The sequence below is a fragment of the Curvibacter fontanus genome, assembly GCF_054780335.1.
The window spans coordinates 165,402-184,786 of sequence record NZ_BAAGWN010000016.1; the positions used below are offsets into that span (position 1 = coordinate 165,402).

The 19,385-nt window shown below is 65.5% G+C and carries 23 protein-coding genes and 1 tRNA gene; 8 read left to right on the plus strand and 16 right to left on the minus strand.

Going from position 1 to position 19,385, the window contains the following annotated elements:
* Nucleotides 1-21: 21 nt before the first annotated feature.
* From ACYVH8_RS11830 to ACYVH8_RS11840, 3 genes are all read left to right on the plus strand, one after another.
* Nucleotides 22-106: transfer RNA gene (locus tag ACYVH8_RS11830), tRNA-Leu, on the plus strand.
* A 215-nt stretch (nt 107-321) separates the two neighbouring features.
* Nucleotides 322-549, plus strand: a complete 228-nt coding sequence (locus ACYVH8_RS11835; RefSeq protein WP_460489009.1) for a hypothetical protein — start codon at nt 322-324, stop codon at nt 547-549.
* Nucleotides 537-797, plus strand: coding sequence for a type II toxin-antitoxin system RelE family toxin (locus ACYVH8_RS11840; RefSeq protein ID WP_460489010.1), 261 nt, complete (start codon nt 537-539; stop codon nt 795-797). Before ACYVH8_RS11835 ends, ACYVH8_RS11840 begins: the two co-directional genes overlap by 13 nt.
* 16 nt (nt 798-813) lie before the next feature.
* Here ACYVH8_RS11840 and ACYVH8_RS11845 read toward each other — a convergent pair whose 3' ends face one another.
* The 7 genes from ACYVH8_RS11845 to ACYVH8_RS11875 all read right to left on the minus strand — a co-directional run bounded on the left by ACYVH8_RS11845 (nt 814) and on the right by ACYVH8_RS11875 (nt 8,271).
* A complete protein-coding gene (locus ACYVH8_RS11845) occupies nt 814-1,047 on the minus strand; it encodes a tyrosine-type recombinase/integrase (protein ID WP_460489011.1) in 234 nt (77 codons plus the stop codon).
* Nucleotides 1,048-1,164: 117 nt separating this feature from the next.
* Nucleotides 1,165-4,932, minus strand: a complete 3,768-nt coding sequence (locus ACYVH8_RS11850; protein WP_460489012.1) for a DUF6701 domain-containing protein — start codon at nt 4,930-4,932, stop codon at nt 1,165-1,167.
* Between the two features lie 13 nt (nt 4,933-4,945).
* Complete coding sequence (locus ACYVH8_RS11855; RefSeq protein ID WP_460489013.1) at nt 4,946-5,377, minus strand: agglutinin biogenesis protein MshP; 432 nt, start codon at nt 5,375-5,377, stop codon at nt 4,946-4,948.
* Nucleotides 5,374-6,273, minus strand: a complete 900-nt coding sequence (locus ACYVH8_RS11860; RefSeq protein ID WP_460489014.1) for a type II secretion system protein — start codon at nt 6,271-6,273, stop codon at nt 5,374-5,376. Before ACYVH8_RS11860 ends, ACYVH8_RS11855 begins: the two co-directional genes overlap by 4 nt.
* A complete protein-coding gene (locus ACYVH8_RS11865) occupies nt 6,270-6,842 on the minus strand; it encodes a type IV pilus modification PilV family protein (RefSeq protein WP_460489015.1) in 573 nt (190 codons plus the stop codon). Before ACYVH8_RS11865 ends, ACYVH8_RS11860 begins: the two co-directional genes overlap by 4 nt.
* The gene (locus tag ACYVH8_RS11870; RefSeq protein WP_460489016.1) at nt 6,832-7,332 is read right to left on the minus strand and encodes a pilus assembly FimT family protein; all 501 of its coding nucleotides are present in this window, start codon (nt 7,330-7,332) and stop codon (nt 6,832-6,834) included. Before ACYVH8_RS11870 ends, ACYVH8_RS11865 begins: the two co-directional genes overlap by 11 nt.
* Nucleotides 7,333-7,353: 21 nt before the next feature.
* A complete protein-coding gene (locus ACYVH8_RS11875) occupies nt 7,354-8,271 on the minus strand; it encodes an NAD-dependent epimerase/dehydratase family protein (RefSeq protein WP_460489017.1) in 918 nt (305 codons plus the stop codon).
* 45 nt (nt 8,272-8,316) lie between these two features.
* Here ACYVH8_RS11875 and ACYVH8_RS11880 point away from each other — a divergent pair, with 45 nt between their 5' ends.
* Nucleotides 8,317-9,393 (plus strand): CDP-6-deoxy-delta-3,4-glucoseen reductase, encoded by a 1,077-nt coding sequence (locus ACYVH8_RS11880; protein ID WP_460489018.1) that lies wholly within the window; start codon nt 8,317-8,319, stop codon nt 9,391-9,393.
* 88 nt (nt 9,394-9,481) lie between these two features.
* Here the strand turns inward: ACYVH8_RS11880 and ACYVH8_RS11885 are convergent, their stop codons facing one another.
* The gene (locus ACYVH8_RS11885; RefSeq protein ID WP_460489019.1) at nt 9,482-9,907 is read right to left on the minus strand and encodes a hypothetical protein; all 426 of its coding nucleotides are present in this window, start codon (nt 9,905-9,907) and stop codon (nt 9,482-9,484) included.
* Between the two features lie 131 nt (nt 9,908-10,038).
* Between ACYVH8_RS11885 and ACYVH8_RS11890 the strand changes: the two genes are divergently transcribed.
* Nucleotides 10,039-11,010 carry a Bug family tripartite tricarboxylate transporter substrate binding protein gene (locus ACYVH8_RS11890; RefSeq protein WP_460489020.1) on the plus strand — a complete coding sequence of 324 codons (972 nt, stop codon included), beginning with the start codon at nt 10,039-10,041 and terminating at the stop codon, nt 11,008-11,010.
* 3 nt (nt 11,011-11,013) lie between these two features.
* Here the strand turns inward: ACYVH8_RS11890 and ACYVH8_RS11895 are convergent, their stop codons facing one another.
* The 7 genes from ACYVH8_RS11895 to ACYVH8_RS11925 form a co-directional block, all read right to left on the minus strand.
* Nucleotides 11,014-11,739, minus strand: coding sequence for an ABC transporter ATP-binding protein (locus tag ACYVH8_RS11895; RefSeq protein WP_460489021.1), 726 nt, complete (start codon nt 11,737-11,739; stop codon nt 11,014-11,016).
* A complete protein-coding gene (locus tag ACYVH8_RS11900) occupies nt 11,736-11,912 on the minus strand; it encodes a hypothetical protein (protein WP_460489022.1) in 177 nt (58 codons plus the stop codon). The genes ACYVH8_RS11895 and ACYVH8_RS11900 overlap by 4 nt, the downstream gene beginning before the upstream one ends.
* Nucleotides 11,909-12,706: an ABC transporter ATP-binding protein gene (locus ACYVH8_RS11905; protein ID WP_460489023.1), complete on the minus strand. Its 798-nt coding sequence runs from the start codon at nt 12,704-12,706 to the stop codon at nt 11,909-11,911. Before ACYVH8_RS11905 ends, ACYVH8_RS11900 begins: the two co-directional genes overlap by 4 nt.
* Before the next feature lie 58 nt (nt 12,707-12,764).
* Nucleotides 12,765-13,856, minus strand: a complete 1,092-nt coding sequence (locus tag ACYVH8_RS11910; protein WP_460489024.1) for a branched-chain amino acid ABC transporter permease — start codon at nt 13,854-13,856, stop codon at nt 12,765-12,767.
* Between the two features lie 145 nt (nt 13,857-14,001).
* Nucleotides 14,002-14,922 carry a branched-chain amino acid ABC transporter permease gene (locus ACYVH8_RS11915; RefSeq protein ID WP_460489025.1) on the minus strand — a complete coding sequence of 307 codons (921 nt, stop codon included), beginning with the start codon at nt 14,920-14,922 and terminating at the stop codon, nt 14,002-14,004.
* Nucleotides 14,923-14,968: 46 nt separating this feature from the next.
* Complete coding sequence (locus ACYVH8_RS11920) at nt 14,969-16,267, minus strand: replication-associated recombination protein A (protein ID WP_460489026.1); 1,299 nt, start codon at nt 16,265-16,267, stop codon at nt 14,969-14,971.
* 343 nt (nt 16,268-16,610) lie between these two features.
* Complete coding sequence (locus ACYVH8_RS11925; RefSeq protein WP_460489027.1) at nt 16,611-16,937, minus strand: hypothetical protein; 327 nt, start codon at nt 16,935-16,937, stop codon at nt 16,611-16,613.
* Nucleotides 16,938-17,049: 112 nt separating this feature from the next.
* On the opposite strand from ACYVH8_RS11925, the gene ACYVH8_RS11930 reads away from it, so the two are divergent.
* The 3 genes from ACYVH8_RS11930 to ACYVH8_RS11940 all read left to right on the plus strand — a co-directional run bounded on the left by ACYVH8_RS11930 (nt 17,050) and on the right by ACYVH8_RS11940 (nt 18,538).
* Complete coding sequence (locus tag ACYVH8_RS11930) at nt 17,050-17,436, plus strand: hypothetical protein (RefSeq protein ID WP_460489028.1); 387 nt, start codon at nt 17,050-17,052, stop codon at nt 17,434-17,436.
* A gap of 104 nt (nt 17,437-17,540) precedes the next feature.
* Nucleotides 17,541-18,176, plus strand: coding sequence for a 7-carboxy-7-deazaguanine synthase (gene queE / locus ACYVH8_RS11935; protein WP_460489029.1), 636 nt, complete (start codon nt 17,541-17,543; stop codon nt 18,174-18,176).
* On the plus strand, nt 18,173-18,538 hold the full coding sequence (locus tag ACYVH8_RS11940; RefSeq protein ID WP_460489030.1) for a 6-pyruvoyl trahydropterin synthase family protein: 366 nt from the start codon (nt 18,173-18,175) through the stop codon (nt 18,536-18,538). Before queE ends, ACYVH8_RS11940 begins: the two co-directional genes overlap by 4 nt.
* 30 nt (nt 18,539-18,568) lie before the next feature.
* Here the strand turns inward: ACYVH8_RS11940 and ACYVH8_RS11945 are convergent, their stop codons facing one another.
* A complete protein-coding gene (locus ACYVH8_RS11945; RefSeq protein WP_460489031.1) occupies nt 18,569-19,336 on the minus strand; it encodes a Crp/Fnr family transcriptional regulator in 768 nt (255 codons plus the stop codon).
* Nucleotides 19,337-19,385: the final 49 nt, after the last annotated feature.

A 19,385-nucleotide genomic window follows, 5' to 3' on the forward strand; every position in this document is an offset into this window, starting at 1 on the left:
CCCTCGTGGATGGCCATCTCCGCCCGGGTGGTGAAATTGGTAGACGCAGGGGACTCAAAATCCCCCGCCGCAAGGCGTGCCGGTTCGATTCCGGCCCCGGGCACCATGTCTTTTATCCTGAGACATGACTTCTCTCGCGAACCGGCACGCCCAAGGGCGGTCATGTTGAAGCGCACTTCGTGCGCGGGTTCGATTCCGGCCCCGGGCACCACACGGTTTTCGCCTCTTTTTGGAGGCTGGCCGTTTCTACAAATCCCTCTTGCTTTCTACAAAACGGCCTACAATTTGGGCTGGAGGGCTCCGATCATGAGCGTATCGAGCGTGAGCAGACTGCAAACCGAGACCATTGAGTTGCCGGCCGATGTGGTCGTGATGCTCAAGGCCGAGGCGCGTGCGCATCGCAAGCCAATCGCGACCTACATGAAGGAATGGCTCGTCGAGCAAGCCGAACTCCGCGCCGAGGAAAAAACCCTCCGTGCCGCAATCAAAGTCAACAAGGGCAAGCCCAGCATCGCCGCTGAGGATCTGTACCGCGAATGTGGGATCTGAGGTACGAAAAGTCGGCGGCCAACACTTTCCGGCGGCTCGATTCCTCAGTCCAAAAGCGCATCAAAACCTACATGGCCGGTGTCTGCCGGCTCGAAGACCCAACCGCCAGGGGACAAGCGCTGACAGCCGAATTTGCAGGGCACTGGCGCTACCGTGTCGGTGACTATCGCCTGATCTGCCGCATTGAACACGGCCAACTTCTGGTGTCCGTTGTCACGCTGGGGCACCGCTCGACGGTGTACGACTGAAACGCCTCCCGGTCGTTCAACGCAGGGGCTTGACCCTATCCCCGATGCGTGCTTTGACGTAGTGCTCGGTCATGTCCCGATGCTTGTGCGCCAGCAGCTTTTGCGAATGGGCAAGGTCCCCGGTGTCGGTCGCGGTCTTGGCCCGGATATCTCGAAACTGGAAGTCCACCTTGGCTAACTCGCGTGCTTTCTCAAAGCGAGAGCGCAAGGTACGACTCGACAGAGGCTGACCGTTCTCGTCCTGGATCAAGTAGACACCGACGCCACTTCTTTGGCGCGGCGGCTGACCCGGCCCCGGGCACCTTTCTCCACGATCTAACCTTTCTCAAGCCAGCGGCGTGTGCATGGCTGGCGTATGCGCACTTGCTCAGTAGCGTTCACGCAGATAGATGTAGGGAGCGGTGGGGCTGCCGAAGCGGATGCGGGCTGCGGGTGCGCGGTCGGCGTTGCTGCCGCACCAGTTGGCCAGCAGGAAGCTCAGATCGGGGCTGGGTGCGGTGCCGGTGCCGGCGGCCGGACCGGTGGTCCAGCTGCCGCACCAGTTGCTGTTCGCTACGCCCGCGCCGAGATTGAGCACCAGGTCCACGCTGCCGGCGCCTCTCACGCTCGGGCTGATGCTCGGGTTGATGCGGAAGTTCGTCACGCCGCCGCTCATCGTCGCAGCGGGACTCAGCGCCAGGCTGGCGCTGGTGACGTTCAGGCTGGAGCCGCTGGCCGGGGTGACATTGCCCACGGCCAGGGTCGTCGCGCCCAGCGTGGTGCACCTGTCATCCGCATTGAGTTGCCAGGTCGTCCCGTTCCAGTATTCGGCGCGCACGGGCACCAGCAGGGGCAGGGCGTCAGAGCCGTAGGCGTTGAGCAGGTTCAGGCGGCCCAGCACCATGCCCGTGCTGCCCAGCTTTTTCGCATTGCAGGCAGCGCCGCTGCAGGTGCCCGTGCTGCCCGCGTTCATGTCGGCCGCAGCCATAACGGCCGTGCCTTCGGTGACCAACACACCCAGGTCCAGGTTCCAGAAGGGGTTGCCGGCATTGGTGCGTGTGTTGGTGCACTGCGTTGGGGTGCTGGCGTCCAGCGTGCCGGGCGCAGCCGTGCCCGGGCGGCTGAAGCTGGCGGTGGCTGTCGAGGCTGTGTAGACCCCGGCTGCCCAGGTGGCGGTGGGTGCGCCGCTCAGGCGGCCACCCACGCCGTTGCCCAGTTCGCAGCCCTGGTTGGCCGCAGTCTGGTCCTCGGCCAGCAGCGCGGGCGCCGGCAGCACGCCGCTGCCGTACAGGGTGTTGTCATAGTTCACGGTCTTGGCATCGAAACCGTTGCGCGCTTCGAGCTGGTAGGCCACACCCAGACGGGCCTGGCCCATGTAGGTGAAGTTGCGCGTGGTACCGGTGCACGAAGGTGTGACGCTGCCCGACACCAGCGTGAAACGGTCGGGGATGAAACGACCGAACAGCGCGCTGTTGGCCGTGATGCCGAACAGGCAGCCGTACTTGCCGTAGTTGGTGTTGCTCGCGAAAGTGCCACTGATGTCGCGCGTATTGGCGTAGCTGCCGGTGATGCAGTCCTGCTGCGCGCCCTGGTCTACCGCAGTCCAGGTGCGGTCGTACACGCCGCGCGGCGAGGCAGTGTTGCTCGCCGGGTCGTAGCCCAGGAAACGGAAGTGACCGACCTCGCTGTAGGTGAAGCTGCTGCCGGTGGAGCTGGAGGCCGTGGCGGCGGGGAAGCTGGCCGGGCTGAGGGTGCCCACCGTCCAGCCTGCCGCGTTGGCCGTTACAGCCGCAGGGTTGATGGTCGGCACGGCAGCCGCGCCGGCGTAACCGGCCGTGGCGGTGCCCACCGTCATGCTGAAGCTGTCGCTGCCGGCGCGCAGGGCCGGCGTGCCGGTCAGGGCGGCGTTGCTGGCGGTGCTGCTCAGGGTGTTGAAGTTCAGGGGACGCACCGAGAAGGCATCGGTGGAGCAGGCGGTGGTGGTGTCGTCACCGACGATGGCCACCAGATTGCTCCAGGCGTCGGGGATGGTGAAGTCGGTGCTCTGCTTCTGGCCCGCGTTGGCCGAGACGAATCTCAGCGTCTGGCTGCCGCCGCTCACCGCTGTCTTGGCCTGGCAGGCGGCGCTGCAGTAGTTGGCCTGTGCGCTGTTGAGCACACAAACGCCGTCCCTGTTGTCGACCAGCTTGACGTTGACGGTTTTGGTGCCTCTGAGCGCGTAACCGGTCTGGATCTGGTTGTTGTTGATGGCCGCGACGTTGAGCTTGAAGGGCGTGCCGGCCAGCTTGGTGTAGATGCGGCCTGTCAGGTAGTTCTGCACGGCGATGGCCGGGGTGCCGTAGGCCTCGTCGATCACGGCAAAGCCCGATGCCACGCCGCCGTTGGGCGGCACGATCGTTTGCGCGCAGATGCGCAGACCACCGATTTCGTGGATGTTGTTCGCGCCGCCGGTGGAGCCGGTGAAGGAAATCTGCCAGTTGGCCGGCACCGGGGCCTGGGCCGGGTTGGCCGAATAGGCGTCGAAGGGGCTGATCAGGCTGGCATAGCTGGCACCGGTGCCACCCGTGTCCCGGTTCACCGACACGATGGTCTGAGGCGTGGCCGAGCCCGCGTTGCGTGCATCGACCACGATCTGGTAGCGGTACCCCGGCGCCGGCGTCGCGCCTGCCGCGTCTATGCCCGGCGAGAGATTCGCGGCCGTGCCGGACAGCCAGGGGTAGCCGGTGGTGCCGCTGCCCGAGCCGCGCACGCCCACGGAATCCATCCGGAAGCCCGGGCCGCCGTTGCGGCCTTCGGTGGGGTTCTGGTAATTGCCATATTCGTCCAGCGCCACGCCGATCCAGCCGCCGGCAAAACCGTTGATGCCGGTGCGCTGTGCATAACCGAGCGATCCGCCATAAGCGCCCGGCACGGCCGGCACGTTGTAGTCTGACAGCGTGACGGCGATGCCGTCGGCGCCGCTGCCGTTGTAGGCGTAATGCAGGAACTCGACCGAGATGTAGTTGCCGGCAGCCGGGAAGGCCGCGGGCACGGTGGCCGCCTTGGCGTTGTTGGCCGTGTTGTTGGTCAGGCGCAGGTAGTTGCTGGCGACGATGCTGGGCAGGATGCCGGTGCCGTCGCTGGTCGAGGTGATCCAGTTCTGGCCGAAGATGGTCGAGGGATTGAGGCTGGCGCGGTTGAAGTTGTCGCAGACGCAACTGACGGAGACGCCCGCAGGGATGTTGCTCGGCGGGTTGCAGGGAACCGCCGTCACGGTGTAGACCGCGCCGGTGAAATTGCCATTGCCGATACCTGTGCCGCCCAGGCGGTTGTTGGCCAGGTCGCGGATCGAATCGTCGTCCACCAAGTTCAGACCCAGGGTGCCGGTGCCTGTGCCCGTACCGGCCGTGACCGTCCACGTTGCGCCGCTGCCGCTGACGCTGGTGATGCTGGCGCCGCTGACACCGCCGGCCTGGACCAGCGCGAAGTCGGCGGCGTTGACCCCTGTCACGGATTTGCTGAAGGTCACCGTCCACGAAACGGTGGCGGCTCCATTGGTGGGGCTGGGATCGGCCAGCACCATGGAGGAGACAATGGGGTAACTGTTGTCAGCCACATAGGTCACGCCCAGGCTGATCACGTCCACGTTGACGGTCCGGGCGCCGCCCGAGTTGTTGCTTTTCTGCGCGGCGAGGGCCAGACCGAAGCCCGTGGCGTTGATCTCGTTGATCGACCATTCCGCGCCCCAGAGATTGCCTGTCCCGCCATAGGTGTCGTCGCGGTAGCTGCCGTTGGAGTAGGTGGTTGTCGTGGCCAGGTTGTTCGGTTCCCGGGCGCCGGCGCGCAGCAGCACCACGGTGTCGTCGATCACGTTGGTGTTGTTGGCCTGACGCCGGATGGTGGCCGTGATGCCGGTGACCCGGTTGCCGTCCGGGATGGTGAAACCGTAGTTCGAGCACTGAAGGTAGTCGCTGATTTCGCCGTCGTTGACGGAGCGCGTAGCGCCGATGGCGTTCTGCGTCTGGGCATTGGGTGGATTGGCCCAGGCCAGGCCGTCGGGGCCTGCAACGCTCACACAGCTGGCCGGGGCATTTGTAACTGTGGTCTGGGCCCACAGCGAAGTGGCTGTGATGCCGGACAGCGCCATAGACAGTAGGAGACGGGACAGGCGTTTCACGGGCATCTCCGCATCACTGGTTGAAGGTCACGTCCAGCCGGCGCTCGATGTAACGGGCGCCGGGGCTGGTGTTGGGGCAGGCGCCCAGCGCGGGCTGGTTGCAGGCCCAGGACCGCACTTCGTAGGTGGCCGGCCCGCCGTTGGTCCCGGCCGTGGCCGTGCAGCTCACGGTGACGGTATAGGCCGAGAGCGTGGGCGCGGCGGGTGCGAAACTGGTGCTGGCAGCGCAACTGCCATCGCGCAGCTGGCGGTACAGACCCCATTCCACGCCGCTGCGCGCCGCCTCGTAGACGCGCACCCCCTGCACATCCAGGCCCGAGCCGATCTGCTGGCCGGTGGAGACACTCAGGATGAAGGCGCCCAGCGCCGTCAACACCACCATGATGAAGATGGCCGAAATGGCGGTGAAGCCGCGCTGGAGCCGGGGAGCGAGGGGGCGCATCATGGCGAATTGTCCACGCGGATCTGGTGCTGCAGCGTCACGGTCTCGGCGTTGGCGCCGGCACCCGAGGTCAGTGTGAGCCGCACTTCCAGCAGGCCGTTGCGTCCGCCGAGGCTGGGGGCATAGGCCACGGCGCAGGTGACGCCGCCTGCGGCCAGCAGGGCCTGGCTGCCGCTGGCAAAGCTGGTGGGTTGCGCGGCGTTGAAACCGTAGTTCCAGTAGCGCGTGAGGTTACCTGCCGTCGCCGTCGGGCAGCTGTAGGTCACAGCCTTGGTGGCGCCGGGAACGACCTGAAACCGCCCGCTGGGCGAGGGCAGGGGCGGAACCTGCGTGGGGAAAGGGTTGCTCACCAGCGTCACGGTATTGCCGGTGAAGCTGGAAATGCGCGCCCGGTTGCAATTGGTGCAAGGGTCTGCCGGCGCATAGGCATCGGCAGCCGTGTCTGTCGGTGTGTGGTTGGGACCGAGGTTGTAGACCACGATGTAATCAACCGTCGGATTCATGGCCGGCATGGGGCCATGCACGTCGAAGGTCGTGCTGCCTGTGTTCGTGAAGCTGAGGAAGTTGCCGCCGGTGGAGCCGTCGCTCGGATCACGGTAGCGTCCGCCGGCGCTGGTCATGATGAACTCGATGTAGTTCATGCCGCCCGTCGTGGTCACGCGCAGGCTGTTGGGCAGGGCCAGGCGCACGTCGCGTGTCAGACGGCGCAGGGCCACGTCGGCCGTGTCGGTGAGTTCGGCGCGGCGCACCGAATCGAAATAACCATCCACCGGGGCGCGGATGAAAACGGCCACGATGGCGGCCAGGATGCCCGTGATGACGATCACGATGATCGCCTCGACCAGGGTGAAACCGGCCATGCGCCGCAGCGGTGTGGAGCTTCGGTGGTGGGGTTTCATGGCAGGGCATTCGGCGCGTAGCGCGTGCGGTAGCCTTCGAGGACCACGCTGTCGGCGCCACGCGTGACGGTGACACGGATGCGCAGGGCTTCACCGGCCGCGATCCCTCCCAGCGCTTCCTGCAGCACTTGCACGCCGGCGCTGTAGCCCGGGTAGGCTGTGCCGGCCAGGCTGTTGGTGATGGTTGCGTTGTTGTAGTCCATCACATGATCCCAGGGGGTGACGGCATTGCCGCGCGTTTCACCGGAGGTGGGCGCCGTGGCGAGCTGGTCGTTGGGTCCGCCAGCGCCGCCCGTGCAGCCGGCCGCGCTGGTGGCCGTGGTGGCGTTGACGTCATCCGGGTCGCACCAGGTGTGGGCCTGCAGGCGCACCTCTTCCAGCACGCTCTCGGCAATCGCCAGCATCTGCTTGCGCACCATGGGGTCGGCGCTGCTGCTGCTGGTCTGGTTCAGCACCAGCAGGATGCCGGTCAGGCCGGCCGTCACGATGACGATGAAAAAGATCAGCTCGATGAAGGTCAGACCGCGCTGGCGCGACCGGTCTGGGAGCCTGCGCGGTTCAGTGCACATGGCCGGTCTCCGCCTCGACGGTGACGGTCCAGGGTGCGTCACCCGTGACGGTGTAGGTGGCTGCACCCGACGGCCGACCCAAGGGGCCGAAGTCCAGCGTGGCCGGACCGCTCAATGCAAGGCCGCCGGGGGCGCAGAGCTGGTTGGCGGCGCCGCCGCAGCGTCGATCGGGTGTCGGCAAGGCAAGTGCACGCGGGAAAAGACCGGTGGAACTTTCGGGGCCGACGTTTTCTATCGTCAGCGTCAGGTTGTTGCCGACGAGGGTGGCGCGCACATTGCGCCTCTCGGCCACGGCGCTCTTGCGTGCGAATTCGAGCGTGGCGCGCACCGCATCGCGGTAGCCCACCTCGTCGAAGCCGCGCGTCAGATCGATGCGCGGCAGCACGAAAACCGCCAGGATGCCGAGCAGGACCAGCACCATGACCAGTTCGATCAGGGTGAAGCCGGACGTGCCGCGTCGCGTCGCCAGGGAGTGCCGCAGGGGGGACATACAGGGATTATCCGGGCGATCTCAGGTCGCCCGCAAGCCGGCCGTCACCGTGGGGTAACGCAATGTGAGACGCAATTCACGCTTCAGGCGCGTGTTTTCGAGCCGGCGCGACTCGCTCATGAAACTCAGCAGCGAGGGGGGCAGTTCCTGCGCGGCCTGCAGGCGGGGCAGGCGCGGGGGTCGGGGCAGGCCGTAGAGCCCGGCGGCCAGGTCGAAGTAGTCGCCCATTTTCAGCTCGCTGTCGTCGCTGGCGTGGTAGACGCGCTGCGGCGCACCACGCCACAGCGCGGTCAGGCAGGCGCGGGCCAGGTCGTCGGCGTGGATGTGGTTGGTGTAGACGTCGTCCTCGGCGCGCAGCACCGGCGTGCCCTTGAGCAGCCGTTCGCGCGGCGTGCCGCCAAGGCGATCCGGGGCGTAGATGCCGGGGATGCGCAGGATGCTGGTGCGCACCCCCGCGCTGCGGCCGTAGAAGCGCAGCTGTCGCTCCGCCGCCACGCGCCGCTGCGCGCGTGCCGTGCCGGCCTGCAGGGCGCGGGTTTCCGCCACCCACTCGCCGCCGCAGTCGCCGTAGACCCCGCTGGTCGAGCCGTAGACCAGAGCGGCCGGTGGCGTGCGCCGCCGCAGGGCGCGCAGCAGGTCGCGGGTGCGTGGATCGTCCTTTCCTTGTGCCGGGGGCGGCGCCAGATGCAGGACATGCGTGGCCAGGCCGGCCAGGCGGCGCAGCGTGGCCCCCTGGTCCAGATTGCCGGGCAGCGGCGTGATCCCGCGGGCCCGCAGCTCGCCCCGGCGGGTGGGCGTGGAGGTGAGCGCCAGCACCCGCACACGGGCGGGCAGGGCGGTGGCGGCGCGCAGGCCCACGTCGCCGCAGCCGACGATCAGCACACGCTGGCGCCGGAAACGCATGGGCAGCGCGCCCAAGGGGCTTGTTAACACTGGCAAAATTCCTGTCTTTGCGTTGAAAAACTGTTCAAGGATAACGAAAAGATGTCTTCCCACCAGGTCACGGTGCAGCCCAGCGGCCGTAGCTTCGAGGTTTTGCCGGGGGAAACCATCCTGGCCGCCGGCATCCGCACCGGCATCGGCCTGCCCTATGGCTGCAAGGACGGCGCCTGCGGTTCCTGCAAGTGCAAGAAGCTTTCCGGCGAGGTGGTGCATGGCCCGCACCAGAGCAAGGCCCTGAGCGAGGCCGAGGAAGCCGCCGCTTATGTGCTGACCTGCTGCGGCCTGCCGCTGAGCGACGTGGTGCTGGCGTCGCGCCAGGTGACCGAGGCCGGGGCCTTCCCCATCCGCAAGATGCCGGTGCGCGTGAACCAGATGGAGCGGCTCTCGCCCGACGTGATGCGCCTGGTGCTGCAACTGCCGGCCAATGACAACTTCCAGTTCCACGCCGGCCAGTACGTCGAGTTCCTGCTGCGCGACGGCGCGCGGCGCAGCTACTCCATGGCCAACGCGCCGCACAGCCGTGCCGGCCAGCCCACGGCCACGCCGCCGGTGGGGGCCACGATGGAGCTGCACATCCGCCACATGCCGGGCGGCAAGTTCACCGACCATGTGTTCGGCGTCATGAAAGAGAAGGAAATCCTGCGCATCGAAGGCCCCTACGGCAGCTTCTACCTGCGTGAGGACAGCGACAAGCCCCTGGTGCTGCTGGCCTCGGGCACGGGCTTCGCGCCGCTCAAGGCCCTGATCGAGCAGATGCAGCACAAAGGCATCACGCGCACGGCCACCCTGTACTGGGGCGGCCGCCGTCCGGCTGACCTCTACCTGCAGGACTGGGTGCTGCAGAAGTGCCGCGAGATGCCCAACCTGAAGTACGTGCCCGTGGTGTCCGATGCCTTGCCCGAAGACCACTGGGCCGGTCGCACCGGCTTCGTGCACCAGGCGGTGCTGCAGGACCTGCCCGACCTGTCAGCCTGCCAGGTCTATGCCTGCGGCGCCCCCATCGTGGTCGATTCGGCCCGACAGGACTACACGCAGGCCGGCCTGCCCGAGGAAGAGTTCTACGCCGACGCCTTCACCAGCGAGGCTGACAAGCACGGCGCAGCCGTGCTTGCGGCCTGAACCCGGTCTTCCCCACCTTGGGACAAAACAAAGGGCTGGCAGTCAGGTGACTGCCAGCCCTTTGGGCGCATGGCCGGCCAGCGCTGGATCAGCGACGACGGTTATGTTCACCACGCTCGCCGCGTTCGGCGTGCTGGGCTTGCGGCCTGTCCTTGCGGCCGTCGTGGTTCATGTCGCGCTGGCGGTCGTGCTTTTCGCGGGCGATGTCACGGCTGGCGTGGTCCTGCATATTGTTCAGATGGGCGCGCTCCTTGGCGCTGACCTTGCCGTCCGCCTTGGCCTTGTCCTCGGCGCGCTCGATGCGGCCCTGCTGGTTTTCCAGGCGGTTGGCCTCGCGCGGGGTCAACTGACCCGATTTCTCGCCCTGCTCGATGCGGCGTTCCTGGTTCGCCTCGCGCTGGTCCGCGCGCGGTGTGGCCGTGGGGTTGGGGGCGCTGCCCGTACTGGCGGACTGGGCCAGGGCGGTGCCGGCGGCGGCCAGGGCGAGGATACTGAACACGATCTTGGTCTTCATGCGGATCTCCTTCTGGGTTGACGTATGGAAACGACTTCCATGGACCTGCAACGCGGCAGGCCGGCCCGGCAGCCGACAGACCACTGCAAAGTCTTGTAAAGGGATGTGACCGGATTCTGCACAATGGCGGCATGAAACCTCGCAGCCTTCCCCTTTTCATCCTGGCCATGCTCGCCTTGGCCAACCACTTTCCAGCCCTGTCCCAGACCAGACCCATCCGCCTGATCGTGCCCTATGCCGCGGGCGGCCCCATCGACATCACGGCGCGTGCATTGGCCGAAGGGGTCAAGGACACGCTGGGGACCGTCATCATCGAGAACCGCGCCGGCGCCGGTGGCAATATCGGCGCCGATGCCGTGGCCAAGGCCGCGCCTGACGGCCTGACCATCGGCATTGCGGCCACCGCCACGCATGCGGTCAACCCCTGGCTCTACAGCCGCATGCCCTACAAGGCCGACACCGATTTCGCGCCCATCACCCAGATGCTGCGTGTGCCCAATGTGCTGGTGATGAATGCCGAGACCGCGCAGCGCCTCCCTGTCCAGACCCTGCAGGACCTGATCGCCTACGCCAAGGCCAACCCCGGCAAGCTCAACTACGGCAGCGGCGGCAACGGCAGCGCGGGCCATCTGGCCGGTGAACTGTTCAAGGCCCAGGCCGGCATCTACGCCGTACACATTCCCTACAACGGCGGCAACCCGGCGCAGCTGGCCCTGCTCAGCGGGCAGGTGGATTTCAATTTCGACAACCTGGCCACGGCCTCGGCCAATATCCGCGCCGGCAAGCTCAAGGCCCTGGCCGTCACCACGCTCAAGCGTTCGCCGGCCTTGCCGCAGGTGCCGGCCGTGGCCGAGACACTCAAGGGGTTTGCGGTGGACACCTGGTGGGGGCTGGTGGCGCCTGCGGGCACGCCCAGGGATGTGGTGGCCCGCCTGAACCAGGCTTTTGTGGCCGCGCTCAAGGCGCCCGAGACGCAGGCCCGTTTTGCCGCCCTGATGGCCGAACCCGTGCCCACCACGCCCGAGGAGTTTGCCGCTTTCATGAAGGCCGAGCTTGCCAAGTACGAGCAGGTCGTCAAGGCCTCAGGCGCGAAGGTGGATTGAGCTTCAGCTCTCGCCCAGGTAGGCGGCGCGCACGGCCGGGTCGTGCAGCAGTTGCTGCGCGGGTCCGTTGAGGGTGATGAGGCCGGACTCCATGACGTAGCCGCGGTCGGCAATGCCCAGCGCGCGGCTGGCGTTCTGCTCCACGAGCAGCACCGTCATGCCCTGGCTGGAGACTTCGCGCACCACCTCGAAGATCTTGTCCACCATGATGGGGCTCAGGCCCATGGAGGGTTCGTCCAGCAGCAGCAGCCGGGGCCGGCTCATCAGCGCGCGGCCCATGGCCAGCATCTGCTGCTCGCCGCCGCTGAGTGTGCCGGCCAGTTGCGTGTGGCGTTCCTTGAGGCGCGGGAACAGGGTGTACATGCGCTCCAGGTCGGCGGCGATGCCGTCGCTGTCGTCGCGCGTGTAGGCGCCCATGAGCAGGTTCTCGGCAATGCTCATGCGCGTGAAGACACCACGCCCCTCGGGCACCATGGCCAGGCCCTGGCGCACCAGGTCCCAGGGCCCCTGGCCGCGCAGGGGCTTGCCCAGGTAGTGCAGCTGGCCCAGGCAGGGCAGGGTGCCGGTGACGGCTTTCATGGTGCTGGTCTTGCCCGCGCCGTTGGAGCCGATCAGGCAGACCAGCTCGCCGCGCTTCACCTCGAAGTCCACGCCCTTGACCGCCTGGATGCCGCCGTAGGCCACCTTCAGGCCGCTGACCTGCAGCAGGATGTCTGCGTCGTGGCTCATGGCTGGCTCCATGGACGTGATGACGCCCGCTGCGCGGGCATGACTTCGCCGCTGTGCAGCATCAATGACGGCGCCGCGGGCGCCATGATGAAAGTCATGCGGGCTTTGCCAGCGTCATTGAGGCGCCTTTGGCGCGAGATCATGCCCGCGCAGCGGGCGTCATAGGTTGTCATGTGGCCGTGGCCTCCGCGGCGGCCTTGGCGCCGCCCTGGCCCAGATAGGCCTCGATCACCTGCTCGCTCTTCTGCACCTCGGCCGGTGTGCCCTCGGCGATCTGGCGGCCGTAGTCGAGCACGGTGACGCCGTCGCACAGGCCCATGACCAGTTTCACGTCGTGCTCGATCAGCAGCACGGTCACGCCGTCCTGGCGGATGCGTTCGATCAGGGCGCGCAGCTCCACCTTCTCGGTGGCGTTCATGCCGGCGGCGGGCTCGTCCAGGGCCAGCAGCTGGGGTTCGGTGGCCAGGGCCCTGGCGATCTCCAGGCGGCGCTGGTCGCCGTAGCTCAAGGTGCGCGCCTTGTAGTCACCCAGGTGGCCGATGCCCACGTAGTCCAGCAGTCCGTTGGCGCGGCGCGTGATGGCGGCCTCTTCGCGCTCGAAACCACGCGTGCGGAAGATGGCGCCCAGCAGGCCCGAGCCCGAGCGGATGTGCCGCCCCACCATCACGTTCTCCAGCGCGGTCATGTCGGCGAAGAGGCGGATGTTCTGGAAGGTGCGCGCGATGCCGGCGCGCGCCACCTCGTGCACGGCCGTGGGCTTGTAGGCCAGGCCGGCCAGCTCGAAGGTGCCGCTGTCGGGTGTGTACAGGCCCGTGATGACGTTGAAGAAGGTGGTCTTGCCCGCGCCGTTGGGGCCGATCAGGCCGTAGACCATGCCGCGCGCGATGCGCAGATTGACATCGCTGAGCGCCTGCAGACCGCCGAAGCGCTTGGAGACACCGCTGACATGCAACAACACCTCGCTCATAGGGATGCCCTCCGCGCCATGCGCTGCGGGATGAGCGCTTCGGGGCGGCCGTGCGCGCTCATGCCGGTCCTCCCTTGGTACGTCGCACCTTGCCGTGTTCAGGCGAGGGCCAGAGGCCGCGCGGGCGCAGCAGCATGACGACGATCATGGCCAGGGCGATCAGCAACTGGCGCAGGATGGAGGCGTCGAGCCGCCCGTCCGTCATGGCCTGCAGCGGACCGGCCACGTAACGCAGCACCTCGGGCAGCGAGGCCAGCAGCACCGCGCCCAGGATCACGCCCGGCAGGTGGCCGATGCCGCCCAGCACCACCATGGCCACCACCATCACGGACTCCATGAGACTGAAGGACTCGGGCGAGATGAAACCCTGGAAGGCCGCGAACATGGCGCCCGAGACACCGCCGAAGGTGGCGCCCATGCCGAAGGCCAGCAGCTTCATATTGCGGGTGTTGATGCCCATGGCCTTGGCGGCGATCTCGTCCTCGCGGATCGCCATCCAGGCGCGGCCGATGCGCGAGAACTCGATGCGGTGGCAGATGACCACACTCACCACCACCAGGGCGAGGAAGAGGTAGTAGTACATCGTGACCGGCGCCACGTCGAAACCGAAGACGTTGAGCTTCTTGCCCAGGTCGAAGCCGAAGAACTTGATCGAATCGATCTGGCCGATGCCCTTGGGGCCGTTGGTGATGTTGACCGGGTGGTCCAGGTTGTTCAGGAAGACGCGGATGATCTCGCCGAAACCCAGGGTCACGATGGCCAGGTAGTCGCCGCGCAGCCGCAGCGTGGGTGCGCCCAGCAGCACGCCGAAAGCGCCCGCCAAGAGGGCACCCAGCGGAATCACCAGCCATAGAGGTGTGTGCAAGCCGTTGGGGAACATCGCGGCAAAGGCGGGGAAGTGGTCGCTCAGGTGGGGCGAGGCCAGCAGACCGAACATGTAGGCGCCAATGGCGAAGAAGGCCACGAAACCCAGGTCCAGCAGGCCGGCGTAGCCCACCACGATGTTCAGGCCCAGGGCCAGCAGCACGAAGAGCAGGGCCATGTCCAGGATGCGCACCCAGGCATTGCCGTAGCCCTGCAGGATCAGCGGCAGCGCCAGCAGGCCGATGGCCGCGACCAGGATGGCGATGAGGCGGTGACGACTGTTCATGTCACGTTGCCTGCAGTCTTGCAACGCATGAAATGTACTGAGCGCCGAACGCCGTGGAACCGGCTTTGCCGGGCCACTGGCGTTGCCCCCTGCAAGGGGGGTGGCGCAGCGAACGAAGGGAGCGGAGCCTGGGAGTGTTTCATGGTCAAGCCCGGTCCGCCACGCGTTCGCCCAGCAGGCCCGAGGGCCGCAGCGTGAGCACCACGATCAGCACGATGAAAGCAAAGATGTCCGCGTAGTGGCTGCCCAGCACGCCACCCGTGAGGTCGCCGATGTAACCCGCGCCTATGGATTCGATCAGGCCCAGCAGCACACCGCCCACCACCGCGCCGGCCAGGTTGCCGATGCCGCCGAAGACCGCCGCCGTGAAAGCCTTGAGCCCGGGCAGGAAACCCATGGTGTGCTGCACCGTGCCGTAGTTGCTGGCCCACATCACGCCGGCGATCGCGGCCAGCACGGCGCCGATGATGAAGGTGGCCGAGATCACCCGATCGGGCTGCACGCCCATGAGGGCCGCCACACGCGGGTTCTCGGCGGTGGCGCGCATGGCACGGCCGAGTTTGGTGGCGTGCACCAGCCACATGAGTGCGGCGAGTGTCAGTGCCGTGACGACCAGGATCATGATCTGGGTGGGCGTGATGCTGGCGCCGCCGAGCTGGATAGGTGTGCTCGGCAGCAGCGTGGGATAGGACTTGAAGTTGGGCTTCCAGATGATCATGGCCAGCGTCTGCAGCAGGATGGACATGCCGATGGCCGTGATCAGCGGCGCCAGGCGCGGGCTGTTGCGCAGCGGCCGGTAAGCCACCTTCTCGATGCTGTAGTTCAGCGCCGCGGCCAGCACGCAGGCCACGATGAGCGCAATCACCAGCACCAGCCAGGGCGGCAGCAGGGGCTGCAGCAGGCCGACGACCGTCCAGCTCACCAGGGCCCCGACCATGAGCACCTCGCCGTGGGCGAAGTTGATCAGGCCGATGATGCCGTACACCATGGTGTAACCCAAGGCCACCAGCGCGTACATGCTGCCCAGCACCAGCCCGTTGATGATTTGCTGCAGGAAGATATCCATAGATTCCCATCAGCAAGCTTCATGCCACTTGCGTCCGGTCCCGTTTTTATGGCTGGTTCCGACTCTTTTCGTTCAGCGCGCGCAGCGCACGCAGCTTGTCGGCGATTTTGATCTCCAGACCGCGTTCCACGGGTCGGTAGAAACCCGGCTCGGCCATGCCCTCGGGCAGATAACGCTCGCCGGCGGCAAAACCGCCCTCCTCGTCGTGCGCGTAGCGGTAGTTCTTGCCGTAGTCCAGCTCCTTCATGAGCTGGGTCGGCGCATTGCGCAGGTGCATGGGCACCGGGCGGGTGCCGTCCTTCTTGATGAAGGCCTTGGCCTCGTTATAGGCCTTGTAGACGGCATTGCTCTTGGGCGCGATGGCCAGGTACACCACACATTCGGCCAGGGCCAGCTCGCCTTCGGGCGAACCCAGGCGCTCGTAGACCTCGGCCGCGTCCAGCGCCAGCCGCAGGGCGCGCGGGTCGGCCAGGCCGATGTCCTCGCTGGCCATGCGCACCAGGCGGCGCGCCATGTAGCGCGGGTCGGCCCCGCCGTCGAGCATGCGCATGAACCAGTAGAGCGAGGCGTCGGGGTCCGAGCCGCGCACCGACTTGTGCAGCGCGCTGATGGTGTCGTAGAACTGCTCGCCGCCCTTGTCGTAACGGCGCATGCGCTCGCCCAGCACCCTGAGCAGCCAGTCATCGTCGATGCGTTCCTGCTTCTGCTGCGTGGCCGCCACGGCCAGCGTCTCCAGGGTGTTGAGCAGGCGGCGTGCGTCGCCGTCGGCGTAGGCGATCAGCCGGTCGCGGGCGGCGTCGTCCATGGGCGGCACGGCGTTGATGTCCAGCGCGCGCTGGACGATCTGCTTCAGATCGTCTTCGCTCAACGACTGCAGCACGTAGACCGCCGCGCGCGAGAGCAGGGCGGAGTTGACCTCGAAGGAGGGGTTCTCGGTGGTGGCGCCGATGAAGGTGAAGAGGCCACTCTCCACATGCGGCAAAAAGGCGTCCTGCTGGCTCTTGTTGAAGCGGTGCACTTCGTCCACGAACACGATCGTTCGTTTGCTCTGGCCCAGCGCGACCTGCGCCAGCTCCACCGCCTCGCGGATGTCCTTCACGCCGCCCAGCACCGCGCTGATGCTGATGAACTGCGCGCCAAAGGCATCGGCCATGAGCCGCGCAATCGTGGTCTTGCCCGTGCCCGGCGGCCCCCAGAGGATGCAACTGTGCGGCTGGCCCGATTCGAAGGCGATGCGCAGCGGCATGCCTACACCCAGCAACTGCTGCTGGCCGATGACTTCGCCCAGGGTTTTGGGGCGGAGGCGTTCGGCTAAAGGCTGATGGGGGGCGGCTGCGGGGGGCATGCGGGGGATTCTAGGGCTTCGTTTCTTCTTTGCTCTGCGCCCGGGCGATCGTTGCAGGCCGGGTCTCGCCCCGGCGGGCGAGGTACTTTTCTTTGCTTCGCCAAAGCAAAGTACCCAAAAGAAAGGCGAGCCGGATTCGTCGACCCGCTGCGCGGGCACGCTGCGTTGCTCGGGACCGGCGGGAAGCGCAGAAACTCGGCTAACGCCTCAAACATCTGCGCTTCTTTTTCCGCCGCTCCCTGCGCTACTCGCCTCCTCATTACGGCGGTGGGAACCGAATACCAGAAACCAAGACAACAAGGACGCGCCATGGCACGTCCTTGTTTGAAGAAGACGACATTTCCTATCTGATGTCTGCGAAAACGGGGTGGCTTGTTAAGCCGGAAAGGATCCGTTTGCGCTCATTCAGATCCTTTTCTAGCCACCAATAGGCAACTGATTTTTCGGAAACCTTTTTTGCCAATGCTGGCAGTTCCTTTTGTAAGTTATCTACGGCGATAGCGAAGGCATTCTGGAAGGCTTCGTCCGCGATGATGAGAATGCCTGGATGCTTGTCAGTTTCGCAGTCCAAATCTAATTTGAGAAACGCGTGCTTGAAATCGCCATTTTGGCTTTGCCAAGCATGCAATATTCCGCCGGTTTGCATTGGATACTTGGGGTCGAGTTTCATACTCTCTCCTATCTCTAAACCCAAAGGCACTGGCCTCCGCTTATTGTTGCACTGGTGTGTTGATCATGGGTCGATTGCCAAGGGGCGGGTTTCCCGAAAGAATGTAAGCGACATGCGTCGACTCGTTGCCCTTACCTTAGTCACGACTTCCCCTTCGGCGTTCGCCCGTGGCGCCGACGGTTGGGGATGGTTGATAGTCGGCGCCCCATTCATTCTCCTGATCTTTGCGGTTCTTGGAGGCTTCTCTGACCAGAAGTCCAATCGTAGAGGGTCGAGCGATAGTGCGTCGCTCCTTGTGTTCATGGTCGCTGTTTTTGTTGGGATACCGGTTGCCATTTTTTGTGCGGAGTTGCTTGCTGAAATCCTTGGGATTCAGCGCAAATATGGCGTCTGGATCCTTCTACTTATCGAGTTGGCTTTATTCATCCCCTATGCGGTCTGGTTGGAGCGCCGCAAGAAATCGAAGGAAATGCGAGATTTCTGGCGAACTGAAGATTAGGTGGTCAATTCTTCGGGGGTGAATCCCTGTGCCCTATGCAGACCAATACAGACGAGGAAGAACATAACCTGCGAAAATCACACCATCGCACCCCTACCCACCCCATGACCTACTCCGTCAAAGAGATCTTCTACACCCTGCAAGGCGAAGGCGCGCAGTCAGGCCGGGCTGCCGTGTTCTGCCGTTTTGCGGGCTGCAACCTGTGGACGGGGCGCGAGGAAGACCGGGCGGCAGCGGTCTGCAAGTTTTGCGATACAGACTTTGTGGGTACGGACGGCACGGGCGGCGGTAAGTTCACATCGGCCAATGCGCTGGCCGATGCCGTCGAGACAAGCTGGGAGCCGCAGGGGCGGTCCGGTCGCTACGTGGTGTTGACCGGTGGTGAGCCTTTGTTGCAGGTGGACGAGGCGCTGACCACCGCTCTGCATGCGCGCGGTTTCACGATCGCCGTGGAGACCAATGGCACGGTGGCGCCGCCGCCGGGGCTGGACTGGATCTGCGTCAGCCCCAAGGCCGATGCCGAGGTGGTGCTCACAAAGGGCAACGAACTCAAGCTGGTCTACCCGCAGGTGAATGTGGACCCGGCGCGTTTCGCAGGCCTGCCTTTCGAGCATTTCTTTCTGCAGCCCATGGACGGGCCGGATCGTGCGACCAACACGGCACGCGCGATTGAATACTGTCAGCAACACCCGCAATGGCGGCTGGGCATCCAGTCGCACAAGATGATCGGAATTCGGTGATGTACGAGATCAGCCAACGTTTTTTCTTTGACTCGGCCCATACCCTGCGGCGCGATATCGAGGCGGCGGGCAGCCGGCGCGTGCATGGCCACACCTATTACGCCGAGGTCTTTGTGCGCGGCGAGCCGCAGGGCCAGTCGGGCATGGTGCTGGATTTAGGCTATGTCCGCCGCGAGATCGAGGGGCTGCGGGAGAAGCTGGACCACCATTTCCTCGATGAAGTCGCGGGCCTGGGCGTTCCCACGCTGGAAAACCTCTGCACCTTCATCTGGAAGGAGTTGCAGCCCAAGGTGCCCGGCTTGTCGGCCGTGACCGTGGAGCGCCAGGCTTTGGGTGATAAGTGCGTGTACCGGCCTCAGTGATGCCTTGTGAGGCATCACCCGGATGTAGGCTCAAAGCGCCGCAACCGGAATGGCGTCGGTATTCGTGATCACTTGGCGCTGCGGTATGTAATCCAGCAGCAGATCGGTTTCCTTTTTGACGACGGCATAGCACTCGCAACTCAGAGTCTCCAGCTTCGCGCGGTCCAGCACTTTGATCAATCCGCGCTGGTATGAAATCACGCCGAGTCGCTGCAGTTTTAATGCAGCCTGGGTCACGCCTTCGCGGCGAACGCCGAGCATGTGGCTGATGAATTCCTGTGTCATGGTCAGATGGTTGTGAGACAGGCGATCCATGGAAAGCAGGAGCCAGCGGCAGAGCTGCTGGTCGATCGAATGGTGTCGGTTGCAAACGGCGGTCTGGGACACTTGCGTGATCAGCGCCTGCGTGTAGCGCAGCATCAGCATCAGCAACTGGCCGTGGCGGTTGAACTCCTCTTTGACCCGCAGCCTGGGGAGCCGGTAGGCGTAACCGGCGCTCTGTACCAGCGACCGGCTCGGCGTGCTTTCACCGCCCAGAAACAGGGTGATGCCCAGCAATCCCTCATTGCCCACTACGGAGATGGCGGTCGACGCTCCGTTTTCCATCACATATTGCAGCGAGACGATCGAGTCGGTGGGAAAGTAAACGTGACGCATGGGGCGCTTGGATTCATACAGCAGCGCGCGCAAGGGCAGCGGCACCAGTTCCAGGTAGGGGAACAACCGTCCTTGAACCTCGGGTGACAAGGCTGCCAGCAGATGGTTCTGCTGGGGTTGGGGCTCGGGTTTGGCGGACATTCAGGGCTTTTGGAGTGGGGCGGGTTGGAGATGGCTCGCCCAGATTCAT